Here is a 16276-nt window from a genome sequence, read left to right as displayed (position 1 = left end):
TTCAGCCATCCTTCAAAGATTTTTCGACAACGATTGAATTCGCTTTCTTTTTTATCGCTATGTTATACTTTTCGTAAAAGGGATAAGGAGGGCGCCATGAAGTCATTTAGATTGATCTCTTTGCAAATTGTCGATGAAGAAAATGTCACGGATATCGAAATTAAGGAAGGTCTGATCATCAACAAGGAAGATGCAAGCGGGAACTGGCTGATCGAAGTCTTTGTTGATGAGAAGTTCATTCCGCATTTTGAGGAAGCGTGCGAGGAGCAGAAGGACATCGTCGTCCAGGTGGTCATTACCAAGAAGGAAAACGACCCCGCCGCTTTCAAGTCGAAGGTTTGCACCATCAAGAGGATCAACGGAAATGCTAGCATCCTGCTAAGAGGCAGCCTGACCAAGATCAAAAACGATTACCCCGCCATGCTGCTGGAGTACCTGCTCGAGCAGGGTTTCACCGGCGATGACCTGCTGCGTGAATTCCGCGAAAAAATCGTCTCCCGTCCCAAAATCGTCCTGCCAAAGAAAGTATAACCAACCTCAGCCTCTAGCGCTGGGGTGGTTTTTTTATGTGCTAGGATGTGGAAATTCCAAGCCCGCCACACAAAAAAACAAGGCAGGTATTACCCTGCCCTGTTTGGTAATCTTCGTTCTTATTAACGGTCGCGGTCGTTGCGGTCGTTCATGTCAAGGCGGTCTTCCATTGGATCTTCGCCACGAGTGTTGTTGTCCCTCATCATGTCGCCGTCGTTTCCGGTATTCCTGTCGTTCATGCCATTTCCATTGCCGCCATTGTTATTGTCGAAGATGCCGCGGTCGTCGTTGTTGTTGAACATGCCATTGTTGCGGTCATCATAACGGTTGATCTCTGCACCGTTGTTATCGTCAGCCGGAGGAGCCGGGTCATTATTATCAGTTCCGCAGCCTGTCACAAGGGAAGCAGAAAGGATCGTACCGCCGATTACAGCTAAAAGTTTCTTGTTCAAACGAAAAAACCCCTTTCCTAGATAGTTTGTTCTAAAGGTGACCAGCATGGGTCTGCAGTTATGTTGCCCGGTAATGAGGGAGAACTTGCATGTGATTTTCAGGGGGATTTTGGCATGTGAATTTCCGGTTTTCAAGTTGGATATAGTGCCGTTTTGAGAACACTAACCAATAATAGGAGCGCTAAAACCGGGAGAGATTTTATGGAAAGTAAGTGGAATATATTTACGTCGGCCACTTTTTTCATGCTGGTGTTAAAAGTGTTGTTTGTGAGGCAGCTGATCATCGGGGAAATCCACGTGCCAGGCGTTCTGGCCGAGATTTCGCTGCTGTTTTTGCTGATCGTGCTGATAGCCGCAGCGGACGGCAAGCGGGCGAACCCCCTGCTTTTGGCCGTGAACCTGCTGATATCAGTGGTTTCCCTGACAGCCATCATTTATTTTGACTATTACAACAGCATCATCACTTACAAGGCGCTTGGTCAGGCTGACCAGCTTGGCGACGTCGGCGACAGCATTGCAGCGCTTTTTAAATACAGATATCTTCTGCTGTTCGCCGATTTCCTCGTTCTCCCTTTTTTAATGAAGCGGAGGGTTTCTTTTAGGCTGAAACGGTGGGTTCTGGTTGGAGTTCTTGTGTTGGCGGGCGTGTTTGTGGCCAATGGGGTGCGGAACGCCCGGGGTACGCTAAGTGAGATCAGCCAGTTCAATCAGCTGGGTTTGGTCGGCTATCAGCTGATGGAGGGCCTGTCCGGGATGAGCGCGGCGTTCAGGGGCGATGTCGAAGTGACTCCCGAGATGGTCGCTGAACAGCAGCGGAACCGGGTGCGCGGAGGCGTTGAGTTGGCCGGCATTGCCAAGGGCAAGAATGTGATTGTTGTGCAGCTTGAGTCTGTTCAGGATCTTCTGGTGAATAAAAAAATCGGCGGCAGGGAGATTACTCCCAACCTGAACAGGCTGGCGGCTGATGGCATGTATTTCCCAAATTTCTATACCCAGGTTGGCAAGGGAAATACCTCGGACGCCGAGTTTATCACCAATACGTCGGTCTATGCGCTGGGTGACACGCCGATGACGGCCGCGATTGCCGGCAAGGAAATGCGCGGCCTGCCTGTTATACTGGGTGAAGCCGGCTACCATACTGCCACTTTTCACGCGAATGATGTTTCCTTCTGGAACCGGGAGGAGATGTACAAGTCCTTGAGTTTCCAGGAATTTTACGATAAAAGCTACTTTGGCAAAGAGGATTTCATTGCGTACGGGACCTCTGATGAGATTTTTTATGAAAAGTCGATGGTGAAGCTGCGGGAATTCCGGGATGAGGGCCGTCCCTTTTATGTGAATCTCATCGCGCTTTCCAGCCATTTTCCTTATGAGCTGCCGGAGGAGAAAAAGAAGCTGGTGATGGGGCTGCCGGAGGAGTTTGATGGCAGCATCGTCGGCAAGTATATTCAGAGCGTCAATTATGCCGATTATGCTTTGGGGAAATTGGTGGAGCAGCTGAAGACGGACGGGCTTTATGAGGAGAGCGTGATGGTGGTGTACGGGGATCACCAGGGGCTGCAGACGAAGAATGACCATGACAAAGAGCTGGTGAGGAAGCTGCTGGGGCGCGAATATCACGGGCTGCTCGACCATTTGAATGTGCCGCTCGTACTGCGGGTGCCAGGAGCGGCGGGCGGGAAGATTGTGGAAATGACCGGGGGGTTGGTGGACATCTACCCTACCCTGGCAAATCTGCTTGGGCTGGATTTGGGACGGGAGGTTGTGTTTGGCACCGACCTGATGAATGCAAAGGAAAACCTGATTGGTGTGCGTTTTTATGCTCCGACCGGGACGTACCTTGACAGCACGTATGGCTTTTCCCCAGGAGAAACCCGGGACAGCGGCGAGCTCACCACCATTGCCGACCGCACCACCAAACCCGCCGGCCAGGCCGCCCTCAAGCAGCTCGATTGGATCTTAAAGTATCTTTCATTGTCTGATGAGTATGTGAACGGACTGAAATAAAAGGGGTCAGGCACCCTGCAGCGCTCTAAAGCGCCGCAGGGTGCCTGACCCCCGTTGCGGTGAAGCGGCAAAGGGTGCCTGACCCCTATTTCTCTGTTAGGAACGTGATGATAGCGAATAGGGCGAAGGCGAGCAGGAGGAGTGATCCGCCCACAATAAAAAAAATCATGACGAAGGTGTCGTTCAGGCCGAATGGGTTGAGGTTGTACATCCACATCCCGAGTGTCAGCCCCAGTGCCCCTGCCATCGCCAGTACGCTATGAATCGATACGAGCTTCTTGTATTTTACCTTGAACACCTGATAGAAAATTCCCCAGGCAAACACCGACAGCCAGCCCACCAAAAGAATATGCGCATGAATTGGCCTTAAAGAATAATCCATGCTTCCCGACATCTGCGAACCGATGAACGTCCCGATGATCCCAAAGATGGCGGCAAATCGAATAAGCCTTATACTCCAACGTTTCTCCACTTAAATTCCCCCTACTATTCTTCCCTGTCTTTTATCCAGGAAGTTTTATTGTAAAAGTTGTTCCTTCTCCCACTTTGCTTTCAACGGCAATTTCCCCGCCGTGCAAATCGATGACCTGCTTCACGATTGCCAGGCCGAGGCCGGTGCCGCCCTTCTTGCGAGCGGCATCGACCCGGTAAAACCGGTCGAAAATCTTCGAAACAGCTTCTTCGTTCATGCCAATTCCTGTGTCCCTGAAAATGAGCTCCACAGCATCACCCTGCCTCGACAGACCAATCCAGATGCTGCCGCCGACGGTGTTGTACTTGATACCATTGGTCAGCAGATTGTCCCAAACATTCACCATCAGCTCGGCATCGGCCTTCAAACAGACAGGCTGCAGCTTGTACGATACCTCGATTTCCTTTTCTTCAAGCCGCCACTGGTATTTGCGGATCATTGCCTTGATCTGCTCGTCAATCTGGACGTCCGAAAGCTTCATCGGATAGGCAGCCTGATCCAGGGAGGTGAGCAGCAGCAGCTGCTTCGTCAGACTGGAAAGCCGCTTCGACTCCTCGCCGATAATCTCCACATATTGCTGGCGCTCACCTTCGCTTGTTTCCGGCGCGCTCAGCAGGTCGGCATATCCCTGGATGTTCATCAGCGGCGACTGGAAATCATGCGAAACATTCGAGATAAACGATTTGCGGGCCTCGTCATTATGCTGAAGCTGCCTTTGCATCATTTTAAAGCTTTCAGCAAGCTGCCCGATTTCGTCATTGCGATCGATATCCAGCGCATAGTTAAAATTCTCCCTTGAAATCTCATGTGTTGCCTCCTTCAATCTCGTGATCGGCCTGATCAGCTGCTTGGCAAACCAGAGAACACCGATGATGGAGACGGCTGCAATCGCCGCAATAAAAATAACCAGCGTTATATGGATATCCGAAAACAGCAGCCTGTTGTTTGGGCGCATAAACAGGCCGTATTGCTCACCGTCAAGAGTGAATGGAATCCCAACCGTATTCCTGAGGTCATTGGCGAAATGCCCCATCATCCAAAATTGATTTCTGAATGTGTTCATTCCGTGGTAAATGTCCCCGTTCGCTATCACTTCCATTGCCTCTTCCGGTAGCTCTCCCCTGGCGAAAGGCTGTCCAAAATACGCTTCCTCGCCCGATTCGCTCAACACATAAATCTGATACCCCAGCTTGCCAACCGATTCCAGGTAAGGCGGATAAGCTGTGCCAGAGCCATGTACCTGCTCCAGAACATCGACAATTTCCTGGGCAATTTCGACATTCTGCCTGTCAATTTTCTCCTTTGTCGAAGTGAGATAGACGAAGTTGGCGAGCGCAAAGCCAATGGCGATGGAGATGGCCAGGATTCCAAGAGTGGCAGCCGTGAACTTCCGATACAGCGTGTTCATTGAACTTCCTCAAGCTTGTAGCCGATGCCGCGGATTGTCTGGATTTCGACGCTGGCGCCATTCTTTTTCAGGCGGTCCCTGATCCGGTTGATATGGGTGTTGAGCGTCTGCTCGCTGCCTTCATAATCCTCGCCCCATGCCTGCTGGATCAGCGTACTCCGGGTGGTGACTTTATTTTCACGGGAAGCGAGCAGGCTGAGCAGCTCGAATTCCTTTAGAGGCAGCACAATCGTTTCCTGGTTGATTTCGACCTCGAAGCTCTTGCGGTCCAGCCTGATATTGCCTGCTTTGATAATGGTTTCCATGGCGCGCTCGGACCGCCTCAGGACGACGGCGACGCGAAAGAGCAGTTCTTTTACCTCGAACGGCTTGACGATATAATCCTCACTTCCGGATAAAAAGCCGCGCTCCTTGTCTTCCAGCTGGCCCTTCGCCGTGAGCAGGATGACCGGAATCTGCAAATCCTCAGTCAGAAGCTTCGTCAATTGGAAGCCATCCATGCCAGGCATCATCACGTCCACAATCGCAAGGTCCGCACTGTGCTCCTCCAGGTAGGCTAGCGCCTCCTCCGCCGAGCCGCAGCGCTGGACCTGGTAGCCTTCACGGCCCAGATGGATGGAAACGAGCTGCTGGATATAGAGATCGTCATCGACAACAAGGATTTTCATACAACCTGCCTCCTGCGGATTTTCCTTTTAAAACCATTATGAGTGTTTTAGGAGTCTTTTTCAAAAAACTGGATCAAGGCCGGCATCAGCATGCCGCGGACCAGGAAGGTATCGAGCAAAATACCGACGGCAACGATAAATCCGAACACAAACAAATCGGCGATCGGCATCGTCATCAAAGCCGCGAAAGTTGCTGCGAGGATGACCCCTGCCGAAGAAATCACGCCGCCGGTATTGGCAATCGCCGTTTCCAGTGCGGGTTTGATTTTTTGCGCTTTCCGCTCCTCGATAAAGCGCGACACGAGAATGATATTGTAGTCGATTCCGAGCGCGACAAGGAAGATGAAGGCATACACCGGCACCCTGGTAGAAATGGCTTCAAAGCCGAACAGCACGTCGACAAGGAAGAGGCCAAGGCCAAGAGCCGAAACATAGGACAGCAGAATGGTCGCCATCATGTAGATTGGCATTTTAAACGACCGGGTCAGTGCCACCAGCAGCACAAGGATCAGAAGGGTCTCCATGATGACAATTTTCACGATATCACCGTCGTTGACATCATGCTCATCCACCAGCTTGGCGGTCACGCCGCTGTAGTAGGCTTTAGCGTCCACGCCTGCTTCCTCCAGCAGCTGTGGGGTTTCTTCGCGGAGTTCCTTGATAAAATCAACAGCCTCCGTCGAATATGGGCTGGTATTCAGGGCCACTGTCAATTTAGCCGCCTTTGCATCCTCTGTCTGCCCGCTCAACCTGGCAGAAGCAATGGCGCTGGTGCTCTCGAGTTCCTCGATCACGGATAGGATGTCCTCCCGTGTAAGCTCGCTGCTGCTTTCGAGCGTCAGGGTCGTCGGCGCCAGTTCTCCTTTATCATATCTTTCCTCAACGATTTCATAGCCTACCCTGGAAGGAAGGTCTTCCGGGAAACTTTTGACCATATCGAATTCATACTCTAGGTTAAAAATGTTAAGCGCGGTGACAACCATAAAAATGGCCACCGCTCCGCCAGCGATCAGCGGCTTATTGACAACAAACTTGGCAATCGGGCCCCAGACTCCGTGCTTGACCTGAGTTTCCTGGCCGTATTTCGGAACCTTCGGCCAGAACGCTTTGCGGCCGAACAGCGTGAACAGTGCCGGCACAAGAGTAACCGAAGCCAGCATGATGATGAACATCGCCATACCGAATATAGGCGCAAAGTTCTGGTAGTCGCGGAAATCGGCAAAGAACAGGACAAGCATCGCGGCCAGCACCGTTCCGCCGGCAAAAAAGACCGGTTCTCCGGTTGCGCGCATCGCCTGCTTCATGGCCTCATGCTTGCTTTCGTAGGTGTTCAGTTCCTCGCGGTAGCGGGAGAACACAAACAGCGAGTAATCGATGACAGCCGCGAACAAGAGGATGCTCATAATCGAAGTGGTCTGGTTGTTGATCTCCAGTCCGGCGGCTCCCATCAAGGCGACGCTCTGGTTGACCACCTGATAGACAATCACCGTAGCCAGCAGCGGAATGATGGCCAGCAGCGGCGAACGGTAAATCAGGATTAAGAGTACTAAAATAATGCCAACGGTCGCCAGCAGCAGGACAAAGTCCGCCTCTTCAAACAGCTTGACCGTGTCTCCGGCTATCCCCGCTGGTCCTGTGATATAAAAATTGGTGCTCTCAAGCTGGCCGGCAATTTCATTCCCTACCTGTGAGGCATGGTCATTTATTTGGGAATACTGGCTGTTTCCGAGCCCTTGTTCCAATTCCATCGGCACAATGATTGTGCTGTTGTCTTCGGAAATGAAACCCTGGATGGCAGGCGCCGGCAAGGCGGAAAGATCAATGATCTTCTTGATTCCCTCGATGTCTTCAGCCATGATTCCGTCGAGAATCTGCTGCACTTCCTCCAGGTTGATGTCTCCATTTTCATTATGGAAAACAAGGATTCCGGGCGTTCCCTGCGCATTCGGGAACAGCTCCTCCGTTTTCTTTTCGGCAATCATCGACTGAGCCTCATCCGGGAGCGACTGGAAGTTGGACACCCGGTAATCATTCAGCTTCGGCCCCGCACTAAGGCCGACCATCAGCACAACCCAGGCAATGATCGTAATCCACATCCCCCGCTTCGTCGTCACCCAGTCAGTAATTGGATATAATAGTTTTTTCACCTCTGAAACCTCCAAATCTTTTTTCTACGAGGCCCATTCTACCGAACCAATATAAATTAAAGCTAAACTTTTTATGAACAAATAGCAGTGGTTTCGAAAAACACAAAAAAAGACACTCTCCCAAAGGAAAGTGTCGGGGTCCCGCAAGTGTCGGGGTCAGGCACCCTTTACCGCTTTAAACCACAGCGGGTCAGGCACTCTTTAGTGTTTTATCACTTTAAAGAGATGCGGGTCAGGCACCGTTTAGTGCTTTATTACTTTAGTGCGAACATGATTTCGGTTTCGCAGGCGATTTCGCCGTCGACGGTGGCGATGGCTTTGCCTTTGCCCATTGGGCCGCGGACTTTGATCATTTCGACTTCGAGGCGGAGCTGGTCGCCTGGCTTTACTTGCCTTTTGAAGCGGCAATTGTCGATGCCGGCGAAGAAGGCGAGCTTGCCGCGGTTTTCTTCTGGCTTCAACATCGCAACGGCGCCGACCTGGGCAAGCGCTTCGACGATGAGGACGCCCGGCATGACCGGATAGTCCGGGAAGTGGCCGTTGAAGAATTCCTCGTTGGCAGTGACGTTCTTCAGACCAACGGCGCGTTTGCCTTCGTCGACTTCAATGATTTTATCGATCAATAAAAAGGGATAGCGGTGTGGAATGATTTCCTTGATTTGCGTGATATCCAGCATGGGTTTTAGTACCTCCTACTAATAATAGGTTCTTATCTTTCTCCATTGTACTAAAAAAGGCATGCAAAAAGGAAGGGGGAATTCCCCCTTCCTTGATTATTGTCGCTATTGTCGTTTTTCAACCAAATCCAGTATGTGGGTCCAAGTTGATTTCTCAAAGATTTCTTTTGGATTGCCGTTACCCATGACGCCGTATCCGAAAGCGGCACCCGCAATGATGCTAAGAGCGAGCAGAACAATGACAAGAATGACTCGAAGCCAGATGGGAATGAGGCGCACACGGATTCTTTGGCGCTTCTCCACTTTTGGCTGCTGTTTCTTAGCGGTTTTCACTTGTTCCCGTGTCGCTGATTCCTGCTGTTTGCTGTTCAATGCCATTCTGTTCTTCCCCTTTAACACGAATTCCGGCGGCCATTCGGCTGTTTCTACCCCATTGCCATCAGGGTTTTTCACTTTAATACTATTTCTATTATAGAAAAAATTCCCCTGTGTTACATTAACAAATTGTAGCAAAAACAAGTGCATGAGAAAAGCTTTTCCCCTTCAACGGCTTTTCCGCAGACGTTTTAGCCGATTTTCACTCTTGACAGCCTGTCGAGATTGTCAAGCATGATTCCCGTGCCAATCGCCACACATTCCATCGGAGCGTCGGCTACGAGCACAGGCACTTTCAGTTCCTCGGCCAGCAGCATGTCCATGCCATGCAGCAGGGCGCCTCCTCCTGTCAGGATGACACCACGGTCGATAATATCGGCGGAAAGCTCCGGCGGAGTGCGCTCGAGCACGCTTCTTGCCGCCTGGACAATCACAGCTACCGATTCTCTCAGCGCCTGCTCGATTTCCTCGGAACGGACCGAAATCGTCCTTGGCAGTCCGGACACCATGTCACGGCCGCGAATTTCCATTTCCTCGCTGCGGGAGCCAGGGAACACCGTACCGATGTTCACCTTGATGTTCTCGGAAGTGCGCTCGCCGATCAGCAGCTTGTATTCACGTTTGATGTAGTTGAGGATTTCGGCATCAAATTTGTCACCGGCCATTTTAATCGACGAAGAGGTCACGATGTCCCCCATCGAAAGCACGGCCACATCCGTTGTACCGCCGCCAATGTCGACGACCATGTTTCCGCTCGGTGTGAAAATATCCATTCCGGCACCGATTGCGGCCACTTTTGGCTCCTCTTCAAGGTAAATCTTCTTGCCGCCGCTCTTTTCGGCTGCTTCCCTGATCGCTTTTTGCTCGACGCTTGTAATGTTCGTCGGAGTACAGATCAGGATGCGAGGCTTGGACAGAAGCCCCTTTACGTTCAATTTGTTTATGAAATGCTTCAGCATCGCTTCGGTCACATCGAAGTCGGCGATGACCCCGTCCTTAAGCGGGCGGATCGCCACGATGTTCCCCGGTGTGCGCCCCACCATCTGGCGCGCCTCCTCGCCTACTGCCAAAACCCTGTTTGTATTTTTATCAATTGCCACGACAGACGGCTCATTTAAAACAACCCCACGGCCTTTTACATGAATCAACACGTTCGCTGTACCAAGGTCAATTCCAATATCCCTTGCTAACATATTAAACTTAATCCTCCTTGAACAAACGGCAGGCTGCGGCTGTTCCATCCTCCCCTCTGCCACACAAACATAGACAAGGATTTCATTCGTTTCAGTCGCGGCTGCTATCTGCGAACCATATTCTACCCTAATTGTTTATTTTACCATAACGGTAGGAAAATAGTAACTATCTTCCACAAATATTTGTCAATTGCTGTTGTGATTTGTCGGGATGTTTTTGTTGAAATTTATCTTGCTTGAAACTGGCTCTGTTTTGGAGATTTGTTATCGTGTGGTGTAGATATAATGGTTTTTGTGTAGATATCTTTACGTGTGGTGTAGATAAAATGTTTTTGTGCAGATATCGCCCCGGGTTGTGTAGATAAATTCCTTTGGTGTAGATATCACCTCGTGTTATGTAGATAAAATTTCTCTTTGTGTAGATATCGCCTCAAGTTGTGTAGATAAAACTCACTTTGTGCAGATTTCGCCTCAAGCTGTGTAGATAAAATCTTTTTACGCATTAACCGCACAAAAAGAGGAACAGCACTATCTGTCCCTCCTCTTTCCCTCTATTCTTCTTCGACGACCGTTGTTTTCCGTCTCCGCCACAAGAGCACGGAGGCGGCCACTAGTGCGCCGACCAGTCCGGCGATGGTGCCGGTGAACAGCGGCTTGTTTTCGTACAGCTTGACGAGAGCGCCTTTTTCGATGATTTCGAACGGAATGGTGCTCACGGTTTCGTTGCCCGCTTCGTCGTAGGCGGTTACCGCGACTTCATATTTTTTCACATCAGTCAGCGTCGTTTTGATCACAATGCGGCCGTCTTCCTCAACCACATCGCCATCAAACATTTCGCCATTGATCATCACATTTTTAATCTTGTCCTCAGGATTATCAAGGTAAATCGACAGGGAGACCGGATCGCGGTACTGCCGGTTTTCCTGGACGCCGTCAAAGATGACCTTCGGCGCCGTTTTGTCGAGGATGAACTCGACGCTCAGCTGCTGGATGTTGCCAGCCTTGTCCTTGACCTCGAAGGAGAGCACATGCTTGCCTTCGTCGGTGATCGGGTCGCCAAGCTCGTATGGCTCGCCGTTCAGCAGCATCGCGATGATATCATACGCGTTCAGGTCTTCAATCAGCAGCTCCGGAATCAAATCTTCATTAAAATACAGGTTCGAAATCGGCTCCTTGAACTGAATCACCGGGGCTGTTTTATCAATCGTGAACACAATCGTCCGCGATGACACATTGTTCGCCAGGTCCGTGACAACGGCCTTCAGCACATAATCCTGCTCGCGCTCAAGCCTTGTGCCATTGACGAACGGCGCGCCGTTCAGGGTGACCGAGGTCTTGCTGCTGTCGAGATGCAAATCGGAATACGTCACGCGCGGCGCGATGGTGTTGTTGAAAAAGCCATCGAGCACGCCGGTGATGTTCAGGGCAGGCTTGGTGGTATCGAGCGTGAACGAAATTTCCTGGGTGCTTTCATTGCCCGCCTTGTCGCGCGCCAGCACCTTGTAGGTGTACTTCATTTCGCGCGATGCCACCGGAACATTGGCGCCCAGATTGCTGCCGCCGTTCAGCGTAACCGAGACGATGCTGTCATCGCGCTGGTCAAGCGCGAACTCTGGCGTGAATACTTCGTTGATGAATTCGCCGTTTTTAATCACGCGGTTTTGGCCTTTGAATTTCGGCGTAATCACCGGTGCTGTTTTATCAATGGTAAACGTCATGTTCGCGCTGTGGGAGTTGCCCGCCTTGTCGGTCGCCTCCACAAGAATGCGGTATTCGCCTTCCGTGCTGAACGCATGGCTCAGAGATGCGACATTTCCGCTGACAGAGAAGCCGCCAGGATTATAGCCTGCGCCATTGCGCGTCACGGTGATTCTGTTGACATCCAGGTTCAGGTCGGTAATCGCCACACTTACATTTTTATTCACATTGTAGTGCGCATTGTTCTCGACGCCGGTGATCTCGATCGCCGGCTTGACGGTGTCGATTGTGAAGGTCTTCTTCTCCACGGCCGGGCCATTGCCTGCCTTATCCGTGGACGTCAAGCTTAGCGTATAAAGGCCGTCTCGGTTAAAATTGTAGCTCAGCTTTGAAACCTTGCCGGTATTCTTCCATGAGCCGATGCTAAAATTCCGGCCATCCTTCGTGGCAGCGATGGAAACGTTGTTGGTGCTGAAATTCAGTTCATCAACCGAAACAGTCACATTCCTTGCTGCCGGGTTAAACGATCCATCCTCAACGCCAGAGATGGCGACAACAGGCGTCGTTTTATCAACGATGAACGCAATCCGCTTATGAACCGTTTCGTTTCCGGCTTTGTCGGCACCCCGCAGGTTGAGCACATAGCTGCCTTCTTCCTTAAACATAAAGCTGAGTTCCGCGGTCGAAGCGCTTGTCAGCCTAAAATTGCCAACATTGTAGGCCTGGCCGTTGCGGGAGACATTCAGGTTCACTTTGCCCAGATCCAGATTGATATCGCTGGCCTTGAACGTGACCGTTTTATTCGTGCGATAGTCCTCGCCGTCTTCCACACCGGCAATGCCCAGCTCAGGCGCTACCTGATCAATCGTGAACAGCAGCTTCTTACTGTCAGCCTTATTGCCGGCGGCATCGACGCTTGTGACCGTAATTTCATACTCGCCGTCAGTGCCAAACTCGTGGGAGATGCTCGACACCTTGCCCGTATTGGACCACGTGCCAATGTCATAGGCCTTCTTCTCGCCGTTGGCCTTCCTTGTGACCGAGATGTCCACGGCATTATTTTTAAAATTATGCTCGTTCACGGAGATGCTTACTTTCCTGCTGCTCTTCCAATAGGAGCCATTCTGCGCGCCGGAAATCTCAATCACAGGCTTCACATTGTCGACCGTAAACTTTAAACTCTTGCTCTCGGCCTTGTTGCCGGCCTTGTCTTCGGCAGAGACGATGATTTCGTAGTCGCCATCGGTTTTAAACGTATGGTTCAGCTTTGAAATTTCACCGGTATTCTCCCATTTTCCAAGATCATGCTTCTGGCCGTTTTTCGTAGCCGAAACAGTTACTTTATTGTGGTTAAAATTATGCTCGTCCACTGTGATGACAAGCGTCTTGCCTTCCTGGATGAAATCTTTGTCAATGCCATCCAGGCTGATTACAGGGGCAGTGTGGTCAATGGTGAACGTACGCTTCATGCTTTCAGCGGCATTCTCTTTTTCATCGGCAGCATGAAGAGTCAGCTCGTAGTCGCCTTCTTCTTCAAAGCTGAGTGCAAGTTTTGCTTCCCAAAGGCCGTTCTCCAGTTTGCTTGTATCCCATTTAAGTTTGCCAAGGTCCTGAGGCTCGCCGTCCTTTTTCACTTCGACTTCTGTTTTCTTCAGGTCGACACGCTGGTCCACGACCGTCAGCACCGCTTCACGCTTCTGGTAATGCTCGCCGTTGTCCACGCCAGTGATGCCAAGCTCCGGCGGCGTCTGGTCGATGCCGAACGAAATCGGGCCAGTTACCGATTTGTTGCCGGCTTTGTCCGTGCTTTCAAAAGTCAGCACATATTCGCCATCTTCCTTGAACTCGTGATTCTGCAGCGCATCCTCACCGGCTGCTTCCAGATGTTTTTTGCCGTTGCGGGTCACCTTCAGCAGCGTCTCTTCCAGCACAAGGTTCTTGTCCTCCGCCTTGATTTCCGCTGTCTTCGGTCCGCCATACAGCTCGCCATCCTTGACGCCTGCGACGCTCAACTCCGGTGCAGTCTGGTCCATTGTGAACGAAATCGGACCAAGCGTATATTCGCGGTTAAAATAATCAACCGTACTCAGCTCCAGCTCGTACACGCCATCTTCCTTGAAGGAAAGGGCCTTCGAGTAGCGGAAAAAGAATCTGTCCAGTTCGGTTGTCAGGTATTCCTCGCCGTCCTTCTTCACCTTGAGAACCGGCTTCGATTTCAGGGTAAAATCCTGGACAAAGATGGTGAGATCTTTATCTTTATTCAGGTACTTTCCATCAATGTTTTCATCGGACAGCCAGACAGATGGTGCGCCGGTGTCCACTGTGAACGAAAAGCTTTGCTCAGCCTTGTTGCCGGCTTTGTCAGCCGCCTTGGCTGTCACTTCATACAAGCCGTCACGGTCGGCCTTGAATGTGGCCTTGCCGCTTCCATCCAGCTTGTAGCTGTCTTCTTTTTCCACACCATTAAAACCGGTGCGCGTAACAGTGACACTTCCGCTGGAGAAATTCTCGTCAAGCGCGGTGATGGCCACTTCTTTCTTTTCATCATAATTCTCCTGGTCGGCGGCGCCTTCGACCTTGAACTCAGGATTCTTGCGGTCGATATGCAGCACAATCGGAGCAAGGTCATGAGTTTGGCCGAGCGCATGCCTTTCGGTCACACTCACGGCAATTTCGTAGGTTCCATCCTCACTAAAATAGTATCCACCGTCAAGCTTGGCTTCGCGCCCGTTCGGCGAAAGAGTGAGCGCCTTCGTTTCGGCTGTGCCGTTACTGATGATCACGGCTTCCGTCTTCGACAGCTTGATGTTGCTGTCCACAGAAAGACCGATGCTGTCAATTGCATAAAAGCCTCCGCTCTCGACAGGCTTGTCGTTATGGGTCACCTGCAGGTCCGGACCTTTCGTGCGGATCGAGAAGGAAACGCTCTTTTCTTTGCTCTTGTTGCCGGCAGTGTCAATGGCTGAGAGGCTCAGACTGTATTCGCCGTCCTCCTCGAAGGTGACAGAGCCATGATAGGCGCCATCTTTCCCGGCCCACTTGGCTGACACAGGGATATCGCTGCCGTAGCGGGTCGCGCTCAGCTGCACATTCTGCGGATCGAAATGAGCGTCTTCAATGCTCATATTGACGGTGACAGCCTTCGTGGACAGCGTGCCGTCAAGGTTGCCAGGCAGGGTGATCGCCGGGGCGGCGCCATCCCTTGTCACTTTGAAATCCGCCGAGGCAGCATCGGCGTCCCAGCTGTTGTTTTCCGGTATGTCAATATGTATGTCCAAGGTGCCTTCTTTTGTAAAAGGAATGTTCACATTGTATTTACCTTTAAAATTGTCATCCTTGACCGGTGCCGGCACCGTAACGGCTTCCCCTTCATGGGAGGCGGTAACAGTGAACGGTGTTTCCACCGGCTGGGCTTCTTCGCCTTCCTTCGCGTTGGCGAATTTATTTTCATAATCGTCCTCAAGGTCGACCGTGAAGGATATGGTGTCTTCGCTTGTCAGCCAGTTTTGGTTGAAGCTTGTGTCCATGTTCCATGACTGGCCGTTGAAAAGGATGTAGCGGTCAATCCCCGTTTTTGTCGAAAACGCCGGATTGTCGCGGAGCAAGACCCCGGACAGCAGGACAAGCGCCGCACAAACCACCACAAGCACCTTGTTTTTTCTAAACATCGCAAGCATCATTCTGATTCCCCTTTTAAATGATCGTCGTCGTGTGGACCACGATAATGTCCACTTCTTTTTTAAAATAAAGCTCCTGCTCCTCTTCCAGAGCTGCCGCCGCCAAGAGGGTTGTTTCCTCTATAGGCGTGAGCACCGTTGTTGGTGACAGAGGCATCGTTTCTTCGATGTCTGTGAGGAGGGCCGTTTCTGCCGCCGGTGTCAGCAGCTCCGTTTCTTCGATGTCTGACAGGAGGGCCGTCTCCGCAGGCTCGTGGTGCGAACTGGTTTCGTTGAGTAATTCCGTTTCCTGCAGGAGGGCGGTTTCCGCGGCATTCTCTGAATTGAAAGAACCATCCAGCAACACGGTTTCTTCCACACGTTCAACCTTGGAAGAATCATACAGCAGCGCCGTTTCTTCCACGAGAGGTGCTCCAGGCTGGACCCGGTCTCCTTGGCTATCCTGAAGCAAGGTTGTTTCCTCCACGTGCGAAGCTGCAGGACGCTGCAGGCCAGCCTGGATGCCCTGCAGCAAAGTGGTTTCCTCCGCCTCATTGCTCTCCATACCTCCCGCATGCTCAAGCAGCACCGTGTCACCTGCTTCCTTCTTTTCACCTGGAGTAAGCAGGGATGTCGCCGCCAGGGCTGCTGCCGGCTGGACGGCGGAAGGCCGTGTCATTGCGGCGGATCCCTGGCCGAGATTGTGGGTGGAGGTGTGCTTCTGCTGATTCTCCATCGTCAGGGTCCGCTCAGCCGCCGATACATCCACATCTTTGCGCAGCTTGATTTCGTTGGTAATCCTGCCTGTCTGCTCGGCCTCGGCGAATTTCTGGCGGCTGGCGATTCTTGCCGCTCCTGGGAGGGAGATGCCTGTCAGGTCCTTCATCACCTGCGGGATATTGAGTTTTATATAAAGGAAGACTGCCAGGATGAGAGCGACCAGCGCCCCCGCCATGCCTCCATAAAACAGGATGTGATAGTCCATTGTGCTA

At 51.5% G+C, this 16276-nt stretch carries 12 protein-coding genes; 2 read left to right on the top strand and 10 right to left on the bottom strand.

Annotation, left to right across the window (positions count from 1 at the left end):
- Window positions 1-96: 96 nt before the first annotated feature.
- The gene (locus WQ57_RS05815; RefSeq protein ID WP_046522801.1) at window positions 97-531 is read left to right on the top strand and encodes a YwpF family protein; all 435 of its coding nucleotides are present in this window, start codon (window positions 97-99) and stop codon (window positions 529-531) included.
- A gap of 122 nt (window positions 532-653) precedes the next feature.
- Here WQ57_RS05815 and WQ57_RS05810 read toward each other — a convergent pair whose 3' ends face one another.
- Complete coding sequence (locus tag WQ57_RS05810) at window positions 654-983, bottom strand: hypothetical protein (RefSeq protein ID WP_046522800.1); 330 nt, start codon at window positions 981-983, stop codon at window positions 654-656.
- A gap of 201 nt (window positions 984-1184) precedes the next feature.
- Between WQ57_RS05810 and WQ57_RS05805 the strand changes: the two genes are divergently transcribed.
- Window positions 1185-2990: an LTA synthase family protein gene (locus WQ57_RS05805; RefSeq protein WP_046522799.1), complete on the top strand. Its 1806-nt coding sequence runs from the start codon at window positions 1185-1187 to the stop codon at window positions 2988-2990.
- A gap of 85 nt (window positions 2991-3075) precedes the next feature.
- Here WQ57_RS05805 and WQ57_RS05800 read toward each other — a convergent pair whose 3' ends face one another.
- The 9 genes from WQ57_RS05800 to WQ57_RS05760 form a co-directional block, all read right to left on the bottom strand.
- Window positions 3076-3462, bottom strand: coding sequence for a hypothetical protein (locus tag WQ57_RS05800; protein ID WP_046522798.1), 387 nt, complete (start codon window positions 3460-3462; stop codon window positions 3076-3078).
- Between the two features lie 31 nt (window positions 3463-3493).
- Entirely contained in the window at window positions 3494-4870 is a 1377-nt protein-coding gene (locus tag WQ57_RS05795) for a sensor histidine kinase (RefSeq protein WP_046522797.1), read from the bottom strand.
- Window positions 4867-5538: a response regulator transcription factor gene (locus WQ57_RS05790; RefSeq protein ID WP_046522796.1), complete on the bottom strand. Its 672-nt coding sequence runs from the start codon at window positions 5536-5538 to the stop codon at window positions 4867-4869. The genes WQ57_RS05795 and WQ57_RS05790 overlap by 4 nt, the downstream gene beginning before the upstream one ends.
- Before the next feature lie 47 nt (window positions 5539-5585).
- Window positions 5586-7685: an MMPL family transporter gene (locus WQ57_RS05785; protein ID WP_046522795.1), complete on the bottom strand. Its 2100-nt coding sequence runs from the start codon at window positions 7683-7685 to the stop codon at window positions 5586-5588.
- Window positions 7686-7939: 254 nt separating this feature from the next.
- Entirely contained in the window at window positions 7940-8362 is a 423-nt protein-coding gene (fabZ, locus tag WQ57_RS05780; protein WP_046522794.1) for a 3-hydroxyacyl-ACP dehydratase FabZ, read from the bottom strand.
- 105 nt (window positions 8363-8467) lie between these two features.
- Complete coding sequence (locus WQ57_RS05775) at window positions 8468-8740, bottom strand: DNA-directed RNA polymerase subunit beta (protein WP_046522954.1); 273 nt, start codon at window positions 8738-8740, stop codon at window positions 8468-8470.
- A gap of 188 nt (window positions 8741-8928) precedes the next feature.
- A complete protein-coding gene (gene mreB, locus WQ57_RS05770; RefSeq protein WP_046522793.1) occupies window positions 8929-9930 on the bottom strand; it encodes a rod shape-determining protein in 1002 nt (333 codons plus the stop codon).
- A 551-nt stretch (window positions 9931-10481) separates the two neighbouring features.
- Window positions 10482-15308 carry an Ig-like domain-containing protein gene (locus WQ57_RS05765; protein WP_046522792.1) on the bottom strand — a complete coding sequence of 1609 codons (4827 nt, stop codon included), beginning with the start codon at window positions 15306-15308 and terminating at the stop codon, window positions 10482-10484.
- 13 nt (window positions 15309-15321) lie between these two features.
- Window positions 15322-16269 carry a hypothetical protein gene (locus WQ57_RS05760; RefSeq protein WP_046522791.1) on the bottom strand — a complete coding sequence of 316 codons (948 nt, stop codon included), beginning with the start codon at window positions 16267-16269 and terminating at the stop codon, window positions 15322-15324.
- Between the last annotated feature and the right edge of the window lie 7 nt (window positions 16270-16276).

This window comes from Mesobacillus campisalis, from assembly GCF_000986785.1.
GTDB classification, from domain to species: domain Bacteria; phylum Bacillota; class Bacilli; order Bacillales; family Cytobacillaceae; genus Mesobacillus_B; species Mesobacillus_B campisalis.
This window is presented reverse-complemented; position numbering and strand designations above follow the sequence as displayed.